At 53.9% G+C, this 15,406-nt stretch carries 13 protein-coding genes; 6 read left to right on the top strand and 7 right to left on the bottom strand.

What is annotated here, in order from left to right; all coding sequences use genetic code 11:
- Positions 1-176: 176 nt before the first annotated feature.
- Complete coding sequence (locus M9H61_RS02920; RefSeq protein WP_250283296.1) at positions 177-1,259, bottom strand: saccharopine dehydrogenase family protein; 1,083 nt, start codon at positions 1,257-1,259, stop codon at positions 177-179.
- 165 nt (positions 1,260-1,424) lie between these two features.
- On the opposite strand from M9H61_RS02920, the gene M9H61_RS02915 reads away from it, so the two are divergent.
- Both M9H61_RS02915 and M9H61_RS02910 read left to right on the top strand, forming a co-directional pair.
- Positions 1,425-1,862, top strand: coding sequence for an Lrp/AsnC family transcriptional regulator (locus M9H61_RS02915; RefSeq protein ID WP_068519319.1), 438 nt, complete (start codon positions 1,425-1,427; stop codon positions 1,860-1,862).
- Positions 1,863-1,907: 45 nt separating this feature from the next.
- Positions 1,908-3,746, top strand: a complete 1,839-nt coding sequence (locus tag M9H61_RS02910) for an adenylate/guanylate cyclase domain-containing protein (protein WP_250283294.1) — start codon at positions 1,908-1,910, stop codon at positions 3,744-3,746.
- Positions 3,747-3,903: 157 nt separating this feature from the next.
- On the opposite strand, the gene ykgO is transcribed toward M9H61_RS02910, so the two are convergent.
- Positions 3,904-4,029 carry a type B 50S ribosomal protein L36 gene (gene ykgO, locus M9H61_RS02905; protein ID WP_007090004.1) on the bottom strand — a complete coding sequence of 42 codons (126 nt, stop codon included), beginning with the start codon at positions 4,027-4,029 and terminating at the stop codon, positions 3,904-3,906.
- A gap of 148 nt (positions 4,030-4,177) precedes the next feature.
- A complete protein-coding gene (locus tag M9H61_RS02900; protein ID WP_250283292.1) occupies positions 4,178-5,218 on the bottom strand; it encodes a methyltransferase domain-containing protein in 1,041 nt (346 codons plus the stop codon).
- Positions 5,219-5,402: 184 nt separating this feature from the next.
- Here M9H61_RS02900 and M9H61_RS02895 point away from each other — a divergent pair, with 184 nt between their 5' ends.
- A complete protein-coding gene (locus M9H61_RS02895) occupies positions 5,403-6,776 on the top strand; it encodes a DnaJ domain-containing protein (RefSeq protein WP_250283289.1) in 1,374 nt (457 codons plus the stop codon).
- Positions 6,777-6,845: 69 nt separating this feature from the next.
- Here the strand turns inward: M9H61_RS02895 and M9H61_RS02890 are convergent, their stop codons facing one another.
- The 3 genes from M9H61_RS02890 to M9H61_RS02880 form a co-directional block, all read right to left on the bottom strand.
- Positions 6,846-8,306, bottom strand: a complete 1,461-nt coding sequence (locus M9H61_RS02890; RefSeq protein WP_250283286.1) for an aminoacyl-histidine dipeptidase — start codon at positions 8,304-8,306, stop codon at positions 6,846-6,848.
- A 214-nt stretch (positions 8,307-8,520) separates the two neighbouring features.
- Entirely contained in the window at positions 8,521-9,030 is a 510-nt protein-coding gene (locus M9H61_RS02885) for a GNAT family N-acetyltransferase (RefSeq protein WP_250283284.1), read from the bottom strand.
- Positions 9,031-9,166: 136 nt separating this feature from the next.
- Complete coding sequence (locus tag M9H61_RS02880; RefSeq protein ID WP_068519313.1) at positions 9,167-10,798, bottom strand: diguanylate cyclase; 1,632 nt, start codon at positions 10,796-10,798, stop codon at positions 9,167-9,169.
- Positions 10,799-11,080: 282 nt separating this feature from the next.
- On the opposite strand from M9H61_RS02880, the gene M9H61_RS02875 reads away from it, so the two are divergent.
- Positions 11,081-11,719, top strand: coding sequence for an NUDIX domain-containing protein (locus tag M9H61_RS02875; RefSeq protein WP_250283282.1), 639 nt, complete (start codon positions 11,081-11,083; stop codon positions 11,717-11,719).
- Between the two features lie 140 nt (positions 11,720-11,859).
- Positions 11,860-12,858, top strand: coding sequence for a cysteine synthase A (locus M9H61_RS02870; RefSeq protein ID WP_101246065.1), 999 nt, complete (start codon positions 11,860-11,862; stop codon positions 12,856-12,858).
- Positions 12,859-12,938: 80 nt separating this feature from the next.
- Here M9H61_RS02870 and M9H61_RS02865 read toward each other — a convergent pair whose 3' ends face one another.
- Positions 12,939-14,204 (bottom strand): MFS transporter, encoded by a 1,266-nt coding sequence (locus tag M9H61_RS02865; protein WP_242512844.1) that lies wholly within the window; start codon positions 14,202-14,204, stop codon positions 12,939-12,941.
- 230 nt (positions 14,205-14,434) lie between these two features.
- Between M9H61_RS02865 and M9H61_RS02860 the strand changes: the two genes are divergently transcribed.
- Positions 14,435-15,346: a LysR family transcriptional regulator gene (locus M9H61_RS02860; RefSeq protein WP_068519309.1), complete on the top strand. Its 912-nt coding sequence runs from the start codon at positions 14,435-14,437 to the stop codon at positions 15,344-15,346.
- The last annotated feature ends 60 nt before the right edge of the window (positions 15,347-15,406 follow it).

Here is a 15,406-nt window from a genome sequence, read left to right as displayed (position 1 = left end):
TTTCAGGAATATGCGTCACTTTCTGAAGTCGGAATAAACAAGATTAAAATAATTACCTGAAAACAAACAAAAATCCCCCGAACTACAGTCGGGGGATTTTTCTGGAAAATCATCACGCGGTTATCTTTGCGCCTGAAACGGCACTTGAAGCCGTCACTCAAAACCGGAAACGGCCCCTATACCCGGTTGGCATAATAACGCCCGAACCGGTTCGAAAGCAGATCATCCAGACCGACTTCTTCCTGCCGGACATAACCGGAACCGGGCAATTTGGACGTCAGCACCATATCCATCACCGCGCAAAGCCCCGCGGATGTCGTGATCTGGATCGCGGACCATTTTTTGCCACCGATTTCCGTGCCATGCACCTTGCGGATAAAGTTTTCTTCGCACAGCTCGCCATTACGGGTCCCGACGGCATCGGCAAAGATCACAATGACATCCTGCTGGGTTACCGGCAGGGCATTTTCAAAGATTTCCTTCATCGTGTCGGGACGTTCGCCAAGACGCAGATCTTCGATCAGGATTTTCAGGATTTCCTGATGCCCAGGATACCGCACAGTCTTGTAATCAAGATTGTCCACCTTGCCTTCGAGCATGTCACAAAGCGCCCCAACCCCGCCCGATGTATTGAAGGCCTCATATTCCGTGCCATCAATGGTGAAGCGTTCATAACCTTCAAGCGGCAAGACTTCGACACGCTTGCCATTGAGGATCGCCTCGCACGGATTAAGATATTCATTGATCAGGCCATCAGTTGACCAGGTTAGGTTATATTTCAAACGGTTGGTCGGGTTTTGCGGCAATGCACCGACGCGCAGGCGCAACTTTTTGACCGTATCAAACCGTTTGAACAGATCATGGGCGGCGATTGAAATGAATCCCGGTGCCAAACCACATTGCGGTACGAACGCACCAGCCGCACCTTTGGAAATTTCACGAATAGCACGGGTGGTTTCGACATCTTCGGTCACATCGAAATAGGATGCCCCAACCGCGCGTGCGACCCGGGCAATCGCAACATTAAGATAGAACGGACATGTCGACAAAATGGCGTCATGCCCGGTTGCCACGTCGGTCAGGGCGGCCTCATCGGTGACATCGACCTTGATCAGGGTTGCCGCATGATCCTGGGCGCAAAATTCAAGCATTTCGCCATTGGCATCGGCAAGCGTCACCGCATAGTCGCCACTTTCATTAAGCATGACTGCCGCCATACGGCCGATTTTGCCCGCACCAAGAATCAAAATCTTTTTCATTTTCTCTCACTCCCGACTGAACTGACACCTTTGCGATGGATGTCGTTGCTGCCCTGATAACGTTTTGTTGTTTACCCCTTGATGCTCCGCCGCTGGACTAACGCTTGCAACCCGGCAATACTGTCAAAACAATTGAATAACCCGTCATTTTTATGGGTATCACCGATGAAACGTCGCCTTGATGAAACCGATCGCCGTCTGATCGCCAAATTGCAGGAAAATGCCCGCATTCCGACTGCCGCCCTTGCGCGCGAAGTAGGCCTGTCGCGCAGCGCCGTTCAGGAACGCCTCGAACGGCTGGAAAAATCACAAACCATTACCGGCTATACGGTACAGCTTGGTGATGCGGCACGACCGGTTCTTCTGGCCGAAGTCATGATCCAGCTTGAACAAAAACAGTCTGCGGGCGTGGTCGGTGCCTTGCAGAAAATACCGCATTGCATTCGGTGTCTGGCGATATCGGGGGAATATGATCTGATTGCCGAAGTTGCCGCCGACACACCGGAAGAACTCGACGGCGTGCTTGACCGGATCGGCGGGCTTAGCGGGATAAAACGCACTTCAAGTTCAATCATCCTTTCAACCAAGTTCGATCGCCGCTAAGATGCCAGTTGAGGTTGGGGAACCTCTTGTCAGAAAGAAAACCGAGTGACATCCAAACGCAGATATTCTGTCCTTTCTGTTCTTCTTGCCAGTTTTATCGGCACCAGTGTCTTTGGCGTTGGCCTTGCCCTTTATGTCGGCCTTGGCACGGCCTATGAAAACACCCGCAATCTTTGGGTTATGCTGGCCGATATCGACCTGACATCGGTTCAGCGCACCATGCATGAACGCATGAGCGAAGTTGACGAACGGTCCAACTGGGTCGCCCGACAGGTTGCCGATGGCAACCTTGATCCAAGCTTCCAGTATGGCTGGACCAACGCCATGCGGGCGCTGGCGGCGGCTGATATGGACGTAATGGCCTATGGGCTGGTAACCGGTGATCGGCAATTTATCGGCTTTAATCCCGATGATATGAGCGAAATACGCCGCACCCTGCCCCAGGATGACATGCTGTTTTCGGAACTGGCACAAATTCGTGGTCCGGTCGCCAACCGCACCGGCTTTCCGCGCTGGGATCCGTATTTCAATCGCACGGTCCTGACCAGCTGGGTGCCGCTTTTTTATGACGGGCACTATCTTGGTACCTTCATACAGTATCTGTCGCTGTCCAATTTGTCAGAAAGCCTGATTCGCGGCCGTGAAGATTTGCCCGGAACGCCATTTATCCTGATCGGTGGCAATCGCGTGATGGCCCATCCCGATTTGCGCGACTGGGGTGAAAATACCGCCAACAAGCTGATCAACGGGGCCGATATTGCCCGAAGCCCGATTCCATTGCCGACCATTCATGATATCGGCGATCCGGTTCTGGCCAATATCGGCAAGTCCGAACGTATCAGGACCGACGAAAAGGATGCCCGCCAGAATACCGGGCTGCGTCTGGCGGGGCTTGAAGTTGATGGCAGATACCATCTGATCGTCACCCGTCAGGTTCTCAATGCGCCGATCTCGCCGGTCATCATCGGTATGCATTTCACCGAAGAATTGTTTGACGATGAATGGGACAGGCTTGTTCTGGCCTCGATCCTGGGTGGCGGGGTGTTCATTCTGGCTGTTATTGTGGCGATTATATTGTCCAAACAATTCACCAAACCGATCCGCCGGTTTGCAGCCGCCGCGCGCGCATTTGAAGATGACGACATCGCATCAATCGATGTGCCGCAACTGTCGGGCAGCCGTATCCGTGAATATGACGATGCGGCACGATCGTTCAATCACATGATGATGGCGGTTCATGACCGCGAACGCATCACAAGCCTGTTTGGTAAATTCGTGCCCCTGTCGATTGCCAAAAAGCTTCTGGCATCGGGAAATGATTCCGGGGTCCTGCCACCGCAGCAATCCGAAGCAACGGTTCTGTTCATCGACATTGCCCATTTCACATCCATGTGTGAAAGCCTGCATCCGAACCAGATCATTGCAATGCTCAATGATTACTTTGATTGCGCAACGCAGATTATCGAATCACATGGCGGCATCATCACCCAGTTTCAGGGGGATGCAATCCTTGCGGTCTATAACGTGTTTGATGATCTTGAACATCACGCCGATGCCGCACTCGACAGCGCCATCGCCCTGCAAAACGAAGTCTCGAACCGCACCTTTGAAGGGTTGAACATTCAGGTGCGCTGCGGGGTGAATACCGGAACAATGGTGGCCGGGAATGTCGGAGCCAAGGCGCGCCTGTCCTTTACCGTGCATGGGGATGCGGTCAATACCGCATCGCGCCTTGAACAGGAAAACAAGGTACTGGGCACGCGCATTCTGATTTCAGACAGCACACGCAACCTGCTGACCGATCCGAACCGCGTCATCAAGGCCGGTGATGTTCTGTTGCGGGGCCGTCACAGCAAAACCGAACTGTTCACCACAAACGGGTAAGCAGCCCCCACACACCATCGATAAAAAAGGCGACCGCAATATTGAAACTGCGGTCGCCTTTGATTTTGCCATCGTGACAAACATGAAAAAACAAAACGCCGCATTGGATGAACCGATGCGGCGTTTTGTAAAACCTTTGAGAACAAGGTACCGGGAATTAACCCTGGCGTGCCTTGAAACGCGGGTTCTTTTTATTGATCACGTATACGCGGCCACGGCGGCGCACGATACGGCAGCCTTTTTCCCGCAGCTTCGCGGATTTCAATGAGTTCCGGATCTTCATAATCTTAAACCTTAGAAACTTGGCCCCTTCGAGGAAGCCGGAAAATAGAAGTACGACATGCCCCTGTCAACACTAAAAACAGGTTGCGGCGACAGAAATTGGAACAAATCCCGTCAAAGTCGCCTGCAGCAGTCTGAAACCTGAGCGATCAGTTGATCGTTGCGTAGAACCGATAAAAGGCCAGCGAGCCATTTTCAAGCATTTTTACGCGATTCATCCACATTTCCATCTCTGGAAGCAGATAATCCATCACATCGGGGTCCAAACCGCTTTTCTGAATATCCGACAGCATGGTCATCCAGGCCTGTTTGATATGCACAAGATGGGTTTCCGACTCATCCTTGGCGATGCGGATATCAAATTTGAGCTGCCCCAGACGGGATTTGTATTCCTGTGCAGTCCAGGGGAAAAGATCATCCCCTTCGAGCTTGGCCCATTGCGCAAGCCCGTCCTCATCAAGATCGCGGGTCAGGACATAGTCCGTCAAAAGAATCTGGCCCTGTTCGCGCAACGTCCCGGCCAGTTCGCCCAGAAACGTCTCTTTGCCCGGCACCTTGTAAAGTTCGCCAAACGAATAGACGACGTTGAAATAGCCTTTGCGCAGTTCGGGGTTTTCGGGATCGAATTTCTGAACGGGGACCTTTTTCTGCACACCGGCATGAACGGATCGCTCCATCCCCAACAGTGCCAGTTCCCCATCCTGCTCATAGGCGGTCACCCAAACGCCAAGCCGGTCTGCCAGAACACGCGCAACCCCGCCAAGCTTTGCCCCAATTTCAAGACAACTGAGCGTTTCATCAAGCGCAAGCGGCTTTGCCAGTTCAAGGGCGTAATCATGCCCGCCCGGGATCATGATCCCGTGATCAAACAGCTTGTCATACAGTCTGATTCGCTCGGGCGGCCACCGCCCGATTTCGTCATCAAGATCAAGTTCGCCCAGTTCCGGTTCAACCGGACGCGCCAGCCAAACACGCATTTTGCGCAACCAGTCGGCATAGGCGTCTATTTCAAGCTGAAGCAGATAATATTCAACCGGGTCGTCATAGCCTTCCCACTTGGCACGCAAACGGGTCCCAAGGCCAAGATGATGCCCGGGTGGCATCTCGAACTCGGACGCAGTCCCCTGCCCGCCATCTTCGGACAGTTCGCCGTCATCGTCGGCTTTGCGTTGCCAAAATTTGAGTTTCAAGACGGCTACCTGCTTATTCGAAATGCGCGTTTACGTGATTCTTGCAAAATATGACAAATAGGCAAAAGTGACAACGTGTTAAGATTTCAATCATATGATTGCACCCGTCACCGCCGGCAGTAAAATCCATGCTGGCTGATCGCGCGCACCGGAACGTTTGTCAGGACAGGAATCTACATAAGATATGAACAAGGATCGTCTTGGCATCTATTACAGCATGCTGAACATTGCGCCAGGCGCGAGCGCAAAGGAAATCAAGCTCGCCTATCGCAAACTGGCATTTGAATATCATCCGGACCGCAATACCAATCTTGATGCCGAAGAAAAATTCAAGGACATCACCGAGGCCTATGAAATCCTGATTGGTGAACGCAAGCCCCCTGCACAGTCATCGGGCAACAACACCAGTCGGCCTAATGACGGCACAAAGGGCAAAACAGCCGCGTCTGAAAAGCCAACTGCATCCGGCTATGGCCCGAATGCAGCCGGTGCGCAAAATGCGAACCGCACCAGACAAGGCTTTGCCGGAACCGGACGGAAACAGGAAAAGGCCAAGACCGGTACGGACGAAAAAACCGCCCGCGCCAATCAGGCCTATCGCGAACAGCAGGCCAAAACCGGCACGCGCAAAAGCAACATCCATCCCGGTGCCCGGCGCCATAACCGCAAAAAAGCCGATAGCAACACCCAGGGTTTCATCGCCTGCGCGGCAACCGGTGTGGTTTCGGCCCAGCCAAGGCAGGTCGAATTCAAGATCGTTCGCGGTTTCCTGAATTCCTGCAAAACCGAAACACTTACCGCCAATCTGGCCCCCAAGGGGGCAAAGCGGATGGCGCTTAAGGCAAGTTTCATTACATGGCTTCGCGGATTCTGGGGATGGCGCAGCATCGTCCCGGCATGGAAAGCCATTCTTGGCAACATGCGCGGCGGCACCTTCCCGCCCGAAGGCAACGCCAAAATGCTGTTTGCCCATGCCAATGCCTTTGAACGTGCCGGCAACAAGCCGCTTGCCCGCGCAGTATTGATGCAGGCGCTTGATTTCATCGGCACCAACAGATCGGTTCTTGCCGAACAAATCCGTGCCAGCTTGCGACGTCTTGAAGATGGCAGCCCAACCCGGCGTGTCCGCGATGAATGGAAACGCGCAGGGATGCTTGATGCACTTTTGCATCTGAGCCCGTTATTTGTTCTGATTTTTGCGGGTCTTCTGGCATTTGGCCCCGGTCAGGGATTTGTCACCCGCGAGATCCCCGAACTGGTGGCAAAACAGGGCAGCCAGATCACCAAGCAGGTCAAACAACTGATCGGTGAGGATCGCGATCCCTATTATGTGGATCGTGAACTTCTCAATATGCGTGACGGGCCAAGTGTGAATAACAAAATCATCCGCCGCCTGACGCGTTTTGAAACGGTTTATATTGCCGGTGACAGTCAGGGTTTCTGGATTGAGGTTGAAACCACAATTGGCGAAAACGGCTTTGTGAACCTTGATGCGCTGGTTCCGGGCAACGGTTCGACTGCGCGCGATAACTGGTGTGCTACAAACAAATGCGACTGACCGAAACATTCCGGTCAGTCGCACAAAAGACTTCTAATCTGTAGGTCCCGTTTGCGCCCAGGCGGGCAACTATCCCTTGGTCGGGATCGCTTTCAAGGCCGCAAGCAGATAATCCCAGAAACGTGCGACACTGGGCACATGAACGCATTCATCCGGGCTGTGCGCGCGCTTGATGGTCGGGCCGAACGAAACCATGTCCCAATGCGGGTATTTCGCACCAAGAACACCGCATTCAAGACCGGCATGGATCACGCGAATTTCCGGATCCTTGCCAAACATGTCGCGATGTACCGACTTCATCATTTCGACAACTTCGCTATTGGCATTGGGTTTCCAGCCCGGATAGGCATCCCCCCACGCAACATTCGCCCCGATCAGCTCAAATACCGCAGTTGCCGCTTCGCGAATGGCATCACGGGCCGAATTGATCGAACTGCGCGCAGACAAGGTCACCTTGGCCGTGCCGTCCGCCACCTTGACAATCGCCAGGTTGATCGACGTCTCAACCACCCCTTCAACCGATGTGCTCATGGCCTGGACACCATTGGGCGCACCGACACAGGCATTGTTGAATTTCTTTGAATCGGCTGCGCTCATTGCCGTTTCCGGCAAATCGGCATCTTTCGATGCAATCGAGAAATTCGGTTCGATCGCGCCAATTTCATCGCGGACATCACCGGCAAATGCCTTAAGCGCGGTATCAAATCCGCCAATCTTGCTTTCGGGCAGAACAATGGTGGCAAAGGATTCACGCGGGATGGCATTTCGCGCCGTACCCGCATTGATCGCAACGATCCGGGCATCAAAATCACGAATGGCCGTGCGCAGGAAACGTGCCATCAGCTTGTTGGCATTGCCCAGACCAAGAATGATATCGATGCCTGAATGACCACCCTTAAGCCCGGTCAGGGCAATGTCGCGAGCCACATATCCGGCACCGATTGCTTCGGGGCTGTAATTGAAGGTCGCAACAAGATCGCCCCCACCGGCACACCCGACACACAGTTCATATTCATCTTCGGTATCAAGGTTCAGAAGGATTTCACCCTTAAGACGCCCCGGCTCCAGATTCATCGCACCGGTCAGGCCGCGCTCCTCGTCGACCGTAAACAGCAATTCAAGCGGTCCGTGCTCAAGCCCGTCTTCGGTCATGAAGCCCATCATGGCAGCAGCACCAATACCGTTATCGGCACCAAGGGTGGTGTTGTCGGCCGTGATCCATTCCCCGTCCATCTGCATCCGGATCGGGTCGGTGTCAAAATTATGGGTCGAACCGGAATTGGCCTGGGTGACCATATCCACATGTGCCTGAAGGATCGTCATTTTGCGATCTTCGTAACCCGGTGTTGCCGGAACACTGATCACAAGGTTCTGGCCACTGTCACGAAAATGCGAAAGCCCCTTGTCATCCGCCATTTTTTCAAGCAGCTGAAGCACTGCTTCTTCCTTGGTTGACGGACGTGGCGTATCACAAAGTTTCTGGAAATTTTCCCAGATTGCGACCGGCGCAAGTTTGCTGATCTCGTTCACGGTGGCGCTCTCCTGTTTGATCTGTTCAGTGTGTTTGAACTGAATATTGTCGGTTATGCGGTTTCGCGGGTTCTGACTGTTGATTACCCTATCACCGGCCGAATTTAAAGGGCATCTACGTGTTTTTACGCAACGCGCAACCAAACCGGCAAAAGACCTTGGCCGATCGCAGAAAACGGCTCAAACCCGGCGTTTGGCGCAAATTGCTGCTGTGTTAATCAACACCAACCGTCGTGCTGCGCCGTTGCAACAGCATGACATCGCGCCACTGCCCGGCCATCGGACCGTATCCCATACGGCCGAGTCCGCGACGCAAACCGACTTCGGCAAATCCGTGCCGTTTATGAAGTGCGATACTTGCGATATTTTCCGGAAAAATACCGGCCTCAAGCGACCAGATACCTTGGTCCTCGCTTGCCGCAATCAGGGCACCAAGCAATGCGGTTCCGATCCCCTTCCCCTGGGCTTCTGGATCGACATAGACCGATATTTCGGCAACACCGCGATAAACACAGCGACTTGAAACCCCGGACAATCCGGCCCAGCCAACAACCCGGTCCGTTTGATCGCAGGCAACCAGACGGCATTCATTCAAATGTCCGCTATCCCAATCATCCCATGTCCCGGGATGATCCTGAAACGTTGCGTTTCCGGTGCGGATCCCGCGCCCATAAATCTCGATCACTGATGCCCCGTCTTGCGGGGTCATGGCACGGACAATCATGCTTCGCTCTCCTGATCGTCAATGGTGTGGCACCAAAGGACGGGTCAAATCGCAACAACCTGTCGCTTGAAAAGAAAAAGCACCAATCGCGCACGTGATCAAGTCCGCCGTCAAAGGTGGTTGCCCGAAACAGTCCCTAGTTTTCAGGATCACGTTCAAAGGTTTTGAAAATCATGCGATCGCGGCCGGCATCCTTGGCTTCATACATCGCTTCATCGGCCAGTGCCATCGCATCGGCCAGATCAACAGACTTATGCCGGCCTTCACCGCCAACGGTGGCCCCGAAACTGGCCGTCACCTTGACGAGTTCCTTGCTGCCCTTGGATACCGGAACTTCAATCGCGCGGATCATATTTGACAGACGTTCACCGATCCGTTTCGTCACCGCAGCTGTTGCAGATGGCAGAAGAACGGCAAATTCTTCACCCCCGAGACGCACAACAAGGTCATCGTCACGCAGGGCCTGACGCAGGGTTTCGGCCACCTTTTCAAGCACCCGGTCACCAATCGCATGTCCATATGTGTCGTTGATGTCCTTGAAATAATCCAGATCAAGAATGATCAGACCAAAGACCCAGCTTTTATCTTTAAGGTGGCGAATTTCGCGCAGGCGACTGACCGCGATTTCGAAGCCGCGCCGGTTAAGCGCACGTGTCAGCGGATCGGTTGATGCAAGGGTATCAAGCATCTGCTCCTTGCGCTTGTGATCGGTGATATCGGTCGCCGACACCATAATCCCGCCGCCATCCATCATATTCATGCGAATGTCGGCCAAACGCCCCGACGGGGTTTGCATTTCATCAAGTGTCGAATGACCATGCCCGTTCAGCTTCATCCGCGCACAGCATTCATAAAGTGCCGATATGTCAAAGGCCGGTGCATCGCCATCGGTATTGGGCACACCGAACATCCTGGCAAATTCATAATTGTGATTGATGACATGCAAATCTTCGTCAAGCATCGCAACCGCCGATGGCACAAGCCGGATCACCTCGGTCACGGCATGTTCAAGACTTGCCTTTGCACGCACAAGTTCGTCATTCATTTCGACTTCGTCGCGCACATCATGCGCTGTCGTCAAAACAGCCGGCTTGCCATCGTGCCACAAAATGCGCTCGTCCGTCAGATCGCGCCAGACGGAACTGCCATCATCAAGAATGTCGCGCACCCGGTGGCGATCGCCGTGGCGTTCCCCGCTCAGGATACCGGCAACATGTTTAAGGGCGCGCGGGCGGTTTTGTTCGGGAATAAACCGCAAAACATTGGGATTTTCCATGAATTTGCTGGCATTTTCCGCCCCCATCAGATGGGCGAACGCATCATTGACATATAATGCCGTCATGTTGCGATGAACCATGACCCCGATAAAGGACCGCCCCAGCATGTGATCAACCTGCATGGCGGTTGTGCCATTGTCGATCATTTGCGCTGTGGTCAGGACCGCATTGCCCTGATCCCATTCCACGGTTTCGTCGCTGATTTCCATCCAGACCGGGGTACCGTCGGTACGGATGTTATAGACCTTCTTCCAGCCGTGAAATCCGTTGCTTTCCTGGAACCCTTCGGCCAGCTTTTCAGCTTCGTGGTGGAAACTCGGCGGGATATACTGACGCATGTCAGGTTCGCTCATGAAATCCTGGACATCACGGCGCCCCAACATCTTCGCATAGGCATCATTGACATACACAGCCTGCAAGTCCTTGTGTACGACAACTCCTACGCGTGATCGTCCATACAGACGTGCGATTTCTGTTGGCTCGAACCGCATCAACGTCTTGTTTCCCCCGAAACCCTGAAATCCAAAACCACACGATATGCCACCATGCAGCTTGATTGGTGCCTTAAATACTACAACAGTTCAGGTATAATTAAAACCGAGGGATGCCCTACCTATCCCTACGAACACCCCGCAAACAGCAGGTTCAGGCCGCCCACCACCTTGAGATTCACCAAATACATACATAAGAATAAAAAAATATTACCATGAGTTTAGATTGTCTTAGATCACTCTCCTTTTGCATTGTAAACCCTTTAGCCTGATATACGGACAATGACCGAACAAAAACACGCACGCCCACGACAATTTCACATTCTTGACCAAAAACGCGGCTGGGATGGATATTTCAAACTTGATGTCTATCGGCTGCAACATGACAAATTCGATGGCGGCAAAAGCGCGGTCCTTGAACGCGAAGTTCTTGAACGCGGTCATGCCGTCGCACTTCTGCCCTATGACCCGGTGCGCGACGAGGTTGTCCTGATTGAACAGTTTCGCCCCGGCACCCTGTCGGTCCAAAACCATTATCCTGACATGCCGGTCTGGCTGACGGAAATTGTTGCCGGCATTATCGAAGACGGCGAAAGCGCAGAAGACGTCGCGCGCCGCGAAACGATCGAGGAAGCCGGTTGTGAAATCATCGGCCCGCTTGAACTGATTTCGCGATATTATGTCACGCCTGGCTGCTCAAGCGAGACAGTGACCATGTATTACGGGCGGGTTGACACATCCAATGCCGGTGGCATTCACGGTCTTGCAGAAGAAGGCGAAGACATTCGCGTCTTTACCGTCAGTGCCGATGAATGCTTTGCCATGTTGCAGAATGGACAACTCTGCAATGCAACAGCGACGATTGCCGTACAATGGCTTATGCTTCATCGCGACCGCATCCGCAGAGACGCAGGCGTCTAGCGGATTTTCCGGATATTCGGAGATATGATATATTTCACACAAACTTTGCGTTATAATTTTCAAACCATCTTGACTTTTGTGTAATAAAGCCCCAATCAACAACTAATCAAATTTTGAACTCACCACGTTTGGAGTCTGTCATGGACATTCGCAATGGCACCATCGAAGCCATTGGCCGCACCCCGCTTGTGAAACTGAAAAAGGTTTCCGAGCTGACGGGTTGCACCATTCTTGGCAAGGCGGAATACGCAAACCCGGGCGGCTCTGTCAAAGACCGTGCGGCACTTGCCATCATCCGCGACGCAGAGGCCCGTGGCCTTTTGAAACCGGGCGGCGTTATCGTCGAAGGTACGGCCGGCAATACCGGTATCGGCCTTGCTGTTGTCGGCAATGCGCTTGGCTATCGTACCGTTATCGTCATTCCGGAAACCCAGAGCCAGGAAAAGAAAGATCTTCTGCGTCTTCTGGGTGCAGATCTGCGCGAAGTTCCGGCCGTCCCCTATCGCGATCAGAACAACTATGTTCACGTATCGCGCCGTCTGGCCGAAGAACTGGCAAAAACCGAACCCAACGGCGCAATCTGGGCTAACCAGTTTGACAACGTTGCCAACCGTCAGGGTCATATCGACACCACGGCCCCCGAAATCTGGGAACAGACCGATGGCAAGATTGATGGCTTTATCTGTGCCGTTGGCACCGGCGGCACGCTTGCCGGTGTGTCGATGGGCCTGAAAGAGCGCAACAAGAACATCCAGATCGGCCTTGCTGATCCGATGGGTGCGGCTCTTTACAGCCACTATAAATTCGGCGAACTGAAATCCGAAGGCAGCTCGATCTCCGAAGGGATCGGCCAGGGCCGCATCACTGCGAACCTTGAAGGCATCGAGATTGACCACCCGTTCCAGATTTCCGACGAGGAAATGCTGCCGATCGTCTTTGACCTGCTGAAGGAAGAAGGCCTGTGCATGGGCGGTTCGACCGGGATCAACATTGCCGGTGCGGTACGCCTTGCCCGCGAACTCGGCCCGGGCAAAACCATCGTCACTGTTCTGTGTGATCTTGGTACCCGATATCAGAGCAAACTCTGGAACCCGACCTTCCTTAAGGAAAAAGGTTTGCCGAGCCCCGACTGGCTCTAGGACCATTTGATGTCTGAAACGCAAAACCCCGCCAGAATATCTGGCGGGGTTTTGTTATATGCGCGCGAATTTTTGCACCATCAGGTCGCATCGACCAGTTCACCCTTTACGGCATTTCCACCGGCATCCTGACCGCGATCACCCGATGCCTTGGCGGCCAGCCGCCACAGATGGATACCGCACAGCAATGCACAGAACAGCAACGCCACGGCAAATCCCGCCACCGCGTTCCATCCCCCGTGATCCCAGAACCATCCGCCAACCGATCCCATGATGCTTGATCCCAGATAATAGGCCAGAAGATACAGCGACGATGCATGGCCCTTTGACGTCTCGGCAAGACGACCGACCCAGCCACTGGCAATCGAATGGGCAACGAAAAAGCCGCTGGTCAACACCACAATACCGCCAATGATCCCGCCCAGACTGTCAAGCATCGTCAGAACAACACCAAGCCCGGCCAGCAGCACACCAACCACCAGAACCGGCCCGCGGCCCAGCCGGTCGGAAAGCGCCCCGGCAATCGACGACATCACCGACCCGCACAGATAGACAACAAAGATCAGGCCGATCTGACTTTGGCTCAGGCTATAGGGTTCATCAGAAAGCCGGAACCCGACATAGTTAAATACCGTGACAAAACACCCCATGGCAAAAGCGCCAATCAGAAACACATAAGGCAGGCCCGCATGTTTAAGGTGCCCGCCCCAGGCCCGCAGGTGATAACGCACCTGGAATCCCGGACGCCGGACAAAGTTGCGCGATGCCGGCAACAAAACAGCAAAACCAAGGGCTGCAAGCAAACCGAACGCCCCCATCGCACCAAGGGCGGTATGCCAGCCAAACATGTCGGTCAGAAAACCGATCACAACGCGGCCACTCAAGCCCCCGATTGCGGTCCCGCTGATATAGATGCCCATCGCCATACCAAGCCCCTTGGGATCAATTTCTTCGGCCAGATAGGCCATGGCAACCGCGGGCACACCACCAAGAATAAGCCCCTCAAGCGCGCGCAACACCAGAAAGGCATGCCAGTCTGACAAAAACGGCGCAATCAGGTTCAGGATCGATGCCACACACATTGACACCAGCATCAATTGTTTGCGCCCGGCGGCTTCCGATACAGCACCGGCCAACAAAATGGCAAAGGCCAGAAACCCGGTCGTCAGTGACAATGCCAATGAACTTTCCGCCGGTCCGACACCAAAATGACTGGCCAGTTCCGGCAAAAGCGGCTGCACGCAATAGATCAGGGAAAAGGTCGCGTATCCCGCAAGGAAAAGGGCAACACTGATACGGCGGAATGCCGCCGATCCCGGACTGATCCAGACCGGTTCGGATGACATTTGCGCATTGGTGGACGCGAGCGGGCTTTCAGCACATTGGGGGGACGTGCTGTCTTTATCCGCCGTATCAGCAGCGACTTTTGAATGTGGCTCAGGTTTTTGATCCCGAGAAACAGACATTTGCGACCTCTTTTGGAAGGGTTCGTGGGGTGCGCTTATCATTGCATTCCACGCGCCATCCGTCCAATATATGAAACAGTCATTTTTGATATGTTTTGGATATACCACCGATGGAACTCCGCCATATCCGTTACTTTCTGGCTGTTGCCCGCGAAGGCAATTTTACCCGTGCAGCTGCGCGGATCGGGATCGGTCAGCCCCCGCTTAGTCAACAGATCCGCGATCTTGAAACCGAAATCGGCACCGCCCTTTTTCATCGTGTGCCCCATGGTGCTGAACTGACCGAGGCCGGGGCGGCATTCCATGACGTGGTCGCGCAATTCCCCGATCTGGCAGAACGGGCCATTCGCGCCGCCCGTCGCGCCGGGCGCGGTGAAACCGGCACCATCCGGGTTGGATTTACCGCATCGGCGGCCTTCAGCCCGTCGGTTCCCGGTGTCTTTCGCGATTTCAGACGTGCCTTTCCGGCGGTTGAGATGACGCTCGAAGAAAGCAACTCGGCCCAGCTTGTCACTCGGCTTAAGGAAGAACAGCTTGATGCCGTCTTCCTGCGTCAGGATGCCATTGCCGATGACGGCATTCGTCTGCATGTGATTTCGTCCGGTCCGATGGTTGTGGTGTTGCCTGCCGGGCACCCGGCGGCAAAACATGATAAAGTCTCACTTTCTCAATTGCGCGATGATGCCCTGATCCTGACCCCGCGCGATGTCGGCCCGACACATTATGACAAGGTGGTCAGTGCATGTCGCAATGCCGGGTTCGAACCCCAAATGGGCCAGATCGCCCCGCAGCTTGGATCGGTCATCAACTTTGTGGCGGCAGAACTTGGTTTTTCACTGGTGCCCAAACCCATGACGCAGCTTCAGGCCAATGGGGTTGTCTATCGCGAAATTGATGGTGAAGTCCCGATTGCCGAATTGTCGCTGGCCTATCGCAGCAACGACATTTCCATCGCCCTTCGCAATTTCGTCAGCCGCACCCTGGCCGCCCATCGGTCATTTTCCGAACCCGACGATGATTGAGCCATAACAGGACTGGCAAGACGATGATTTCGGGCTAGATTAATGCCAACTGTGAAATCA

The organism is Thalassospira sp. GO-4 (assembly GCF_023588965.1).
Lineage (GTDB): Bacteria > Pseudomonadota > Alphaproteobacteria > Rhodospirillales > Thalassospiraceae > Thalassospira > Thalassospira povalilytica.
This window is presented reverse-complemented; position numbering and strand designations above follow the sequence as displayed.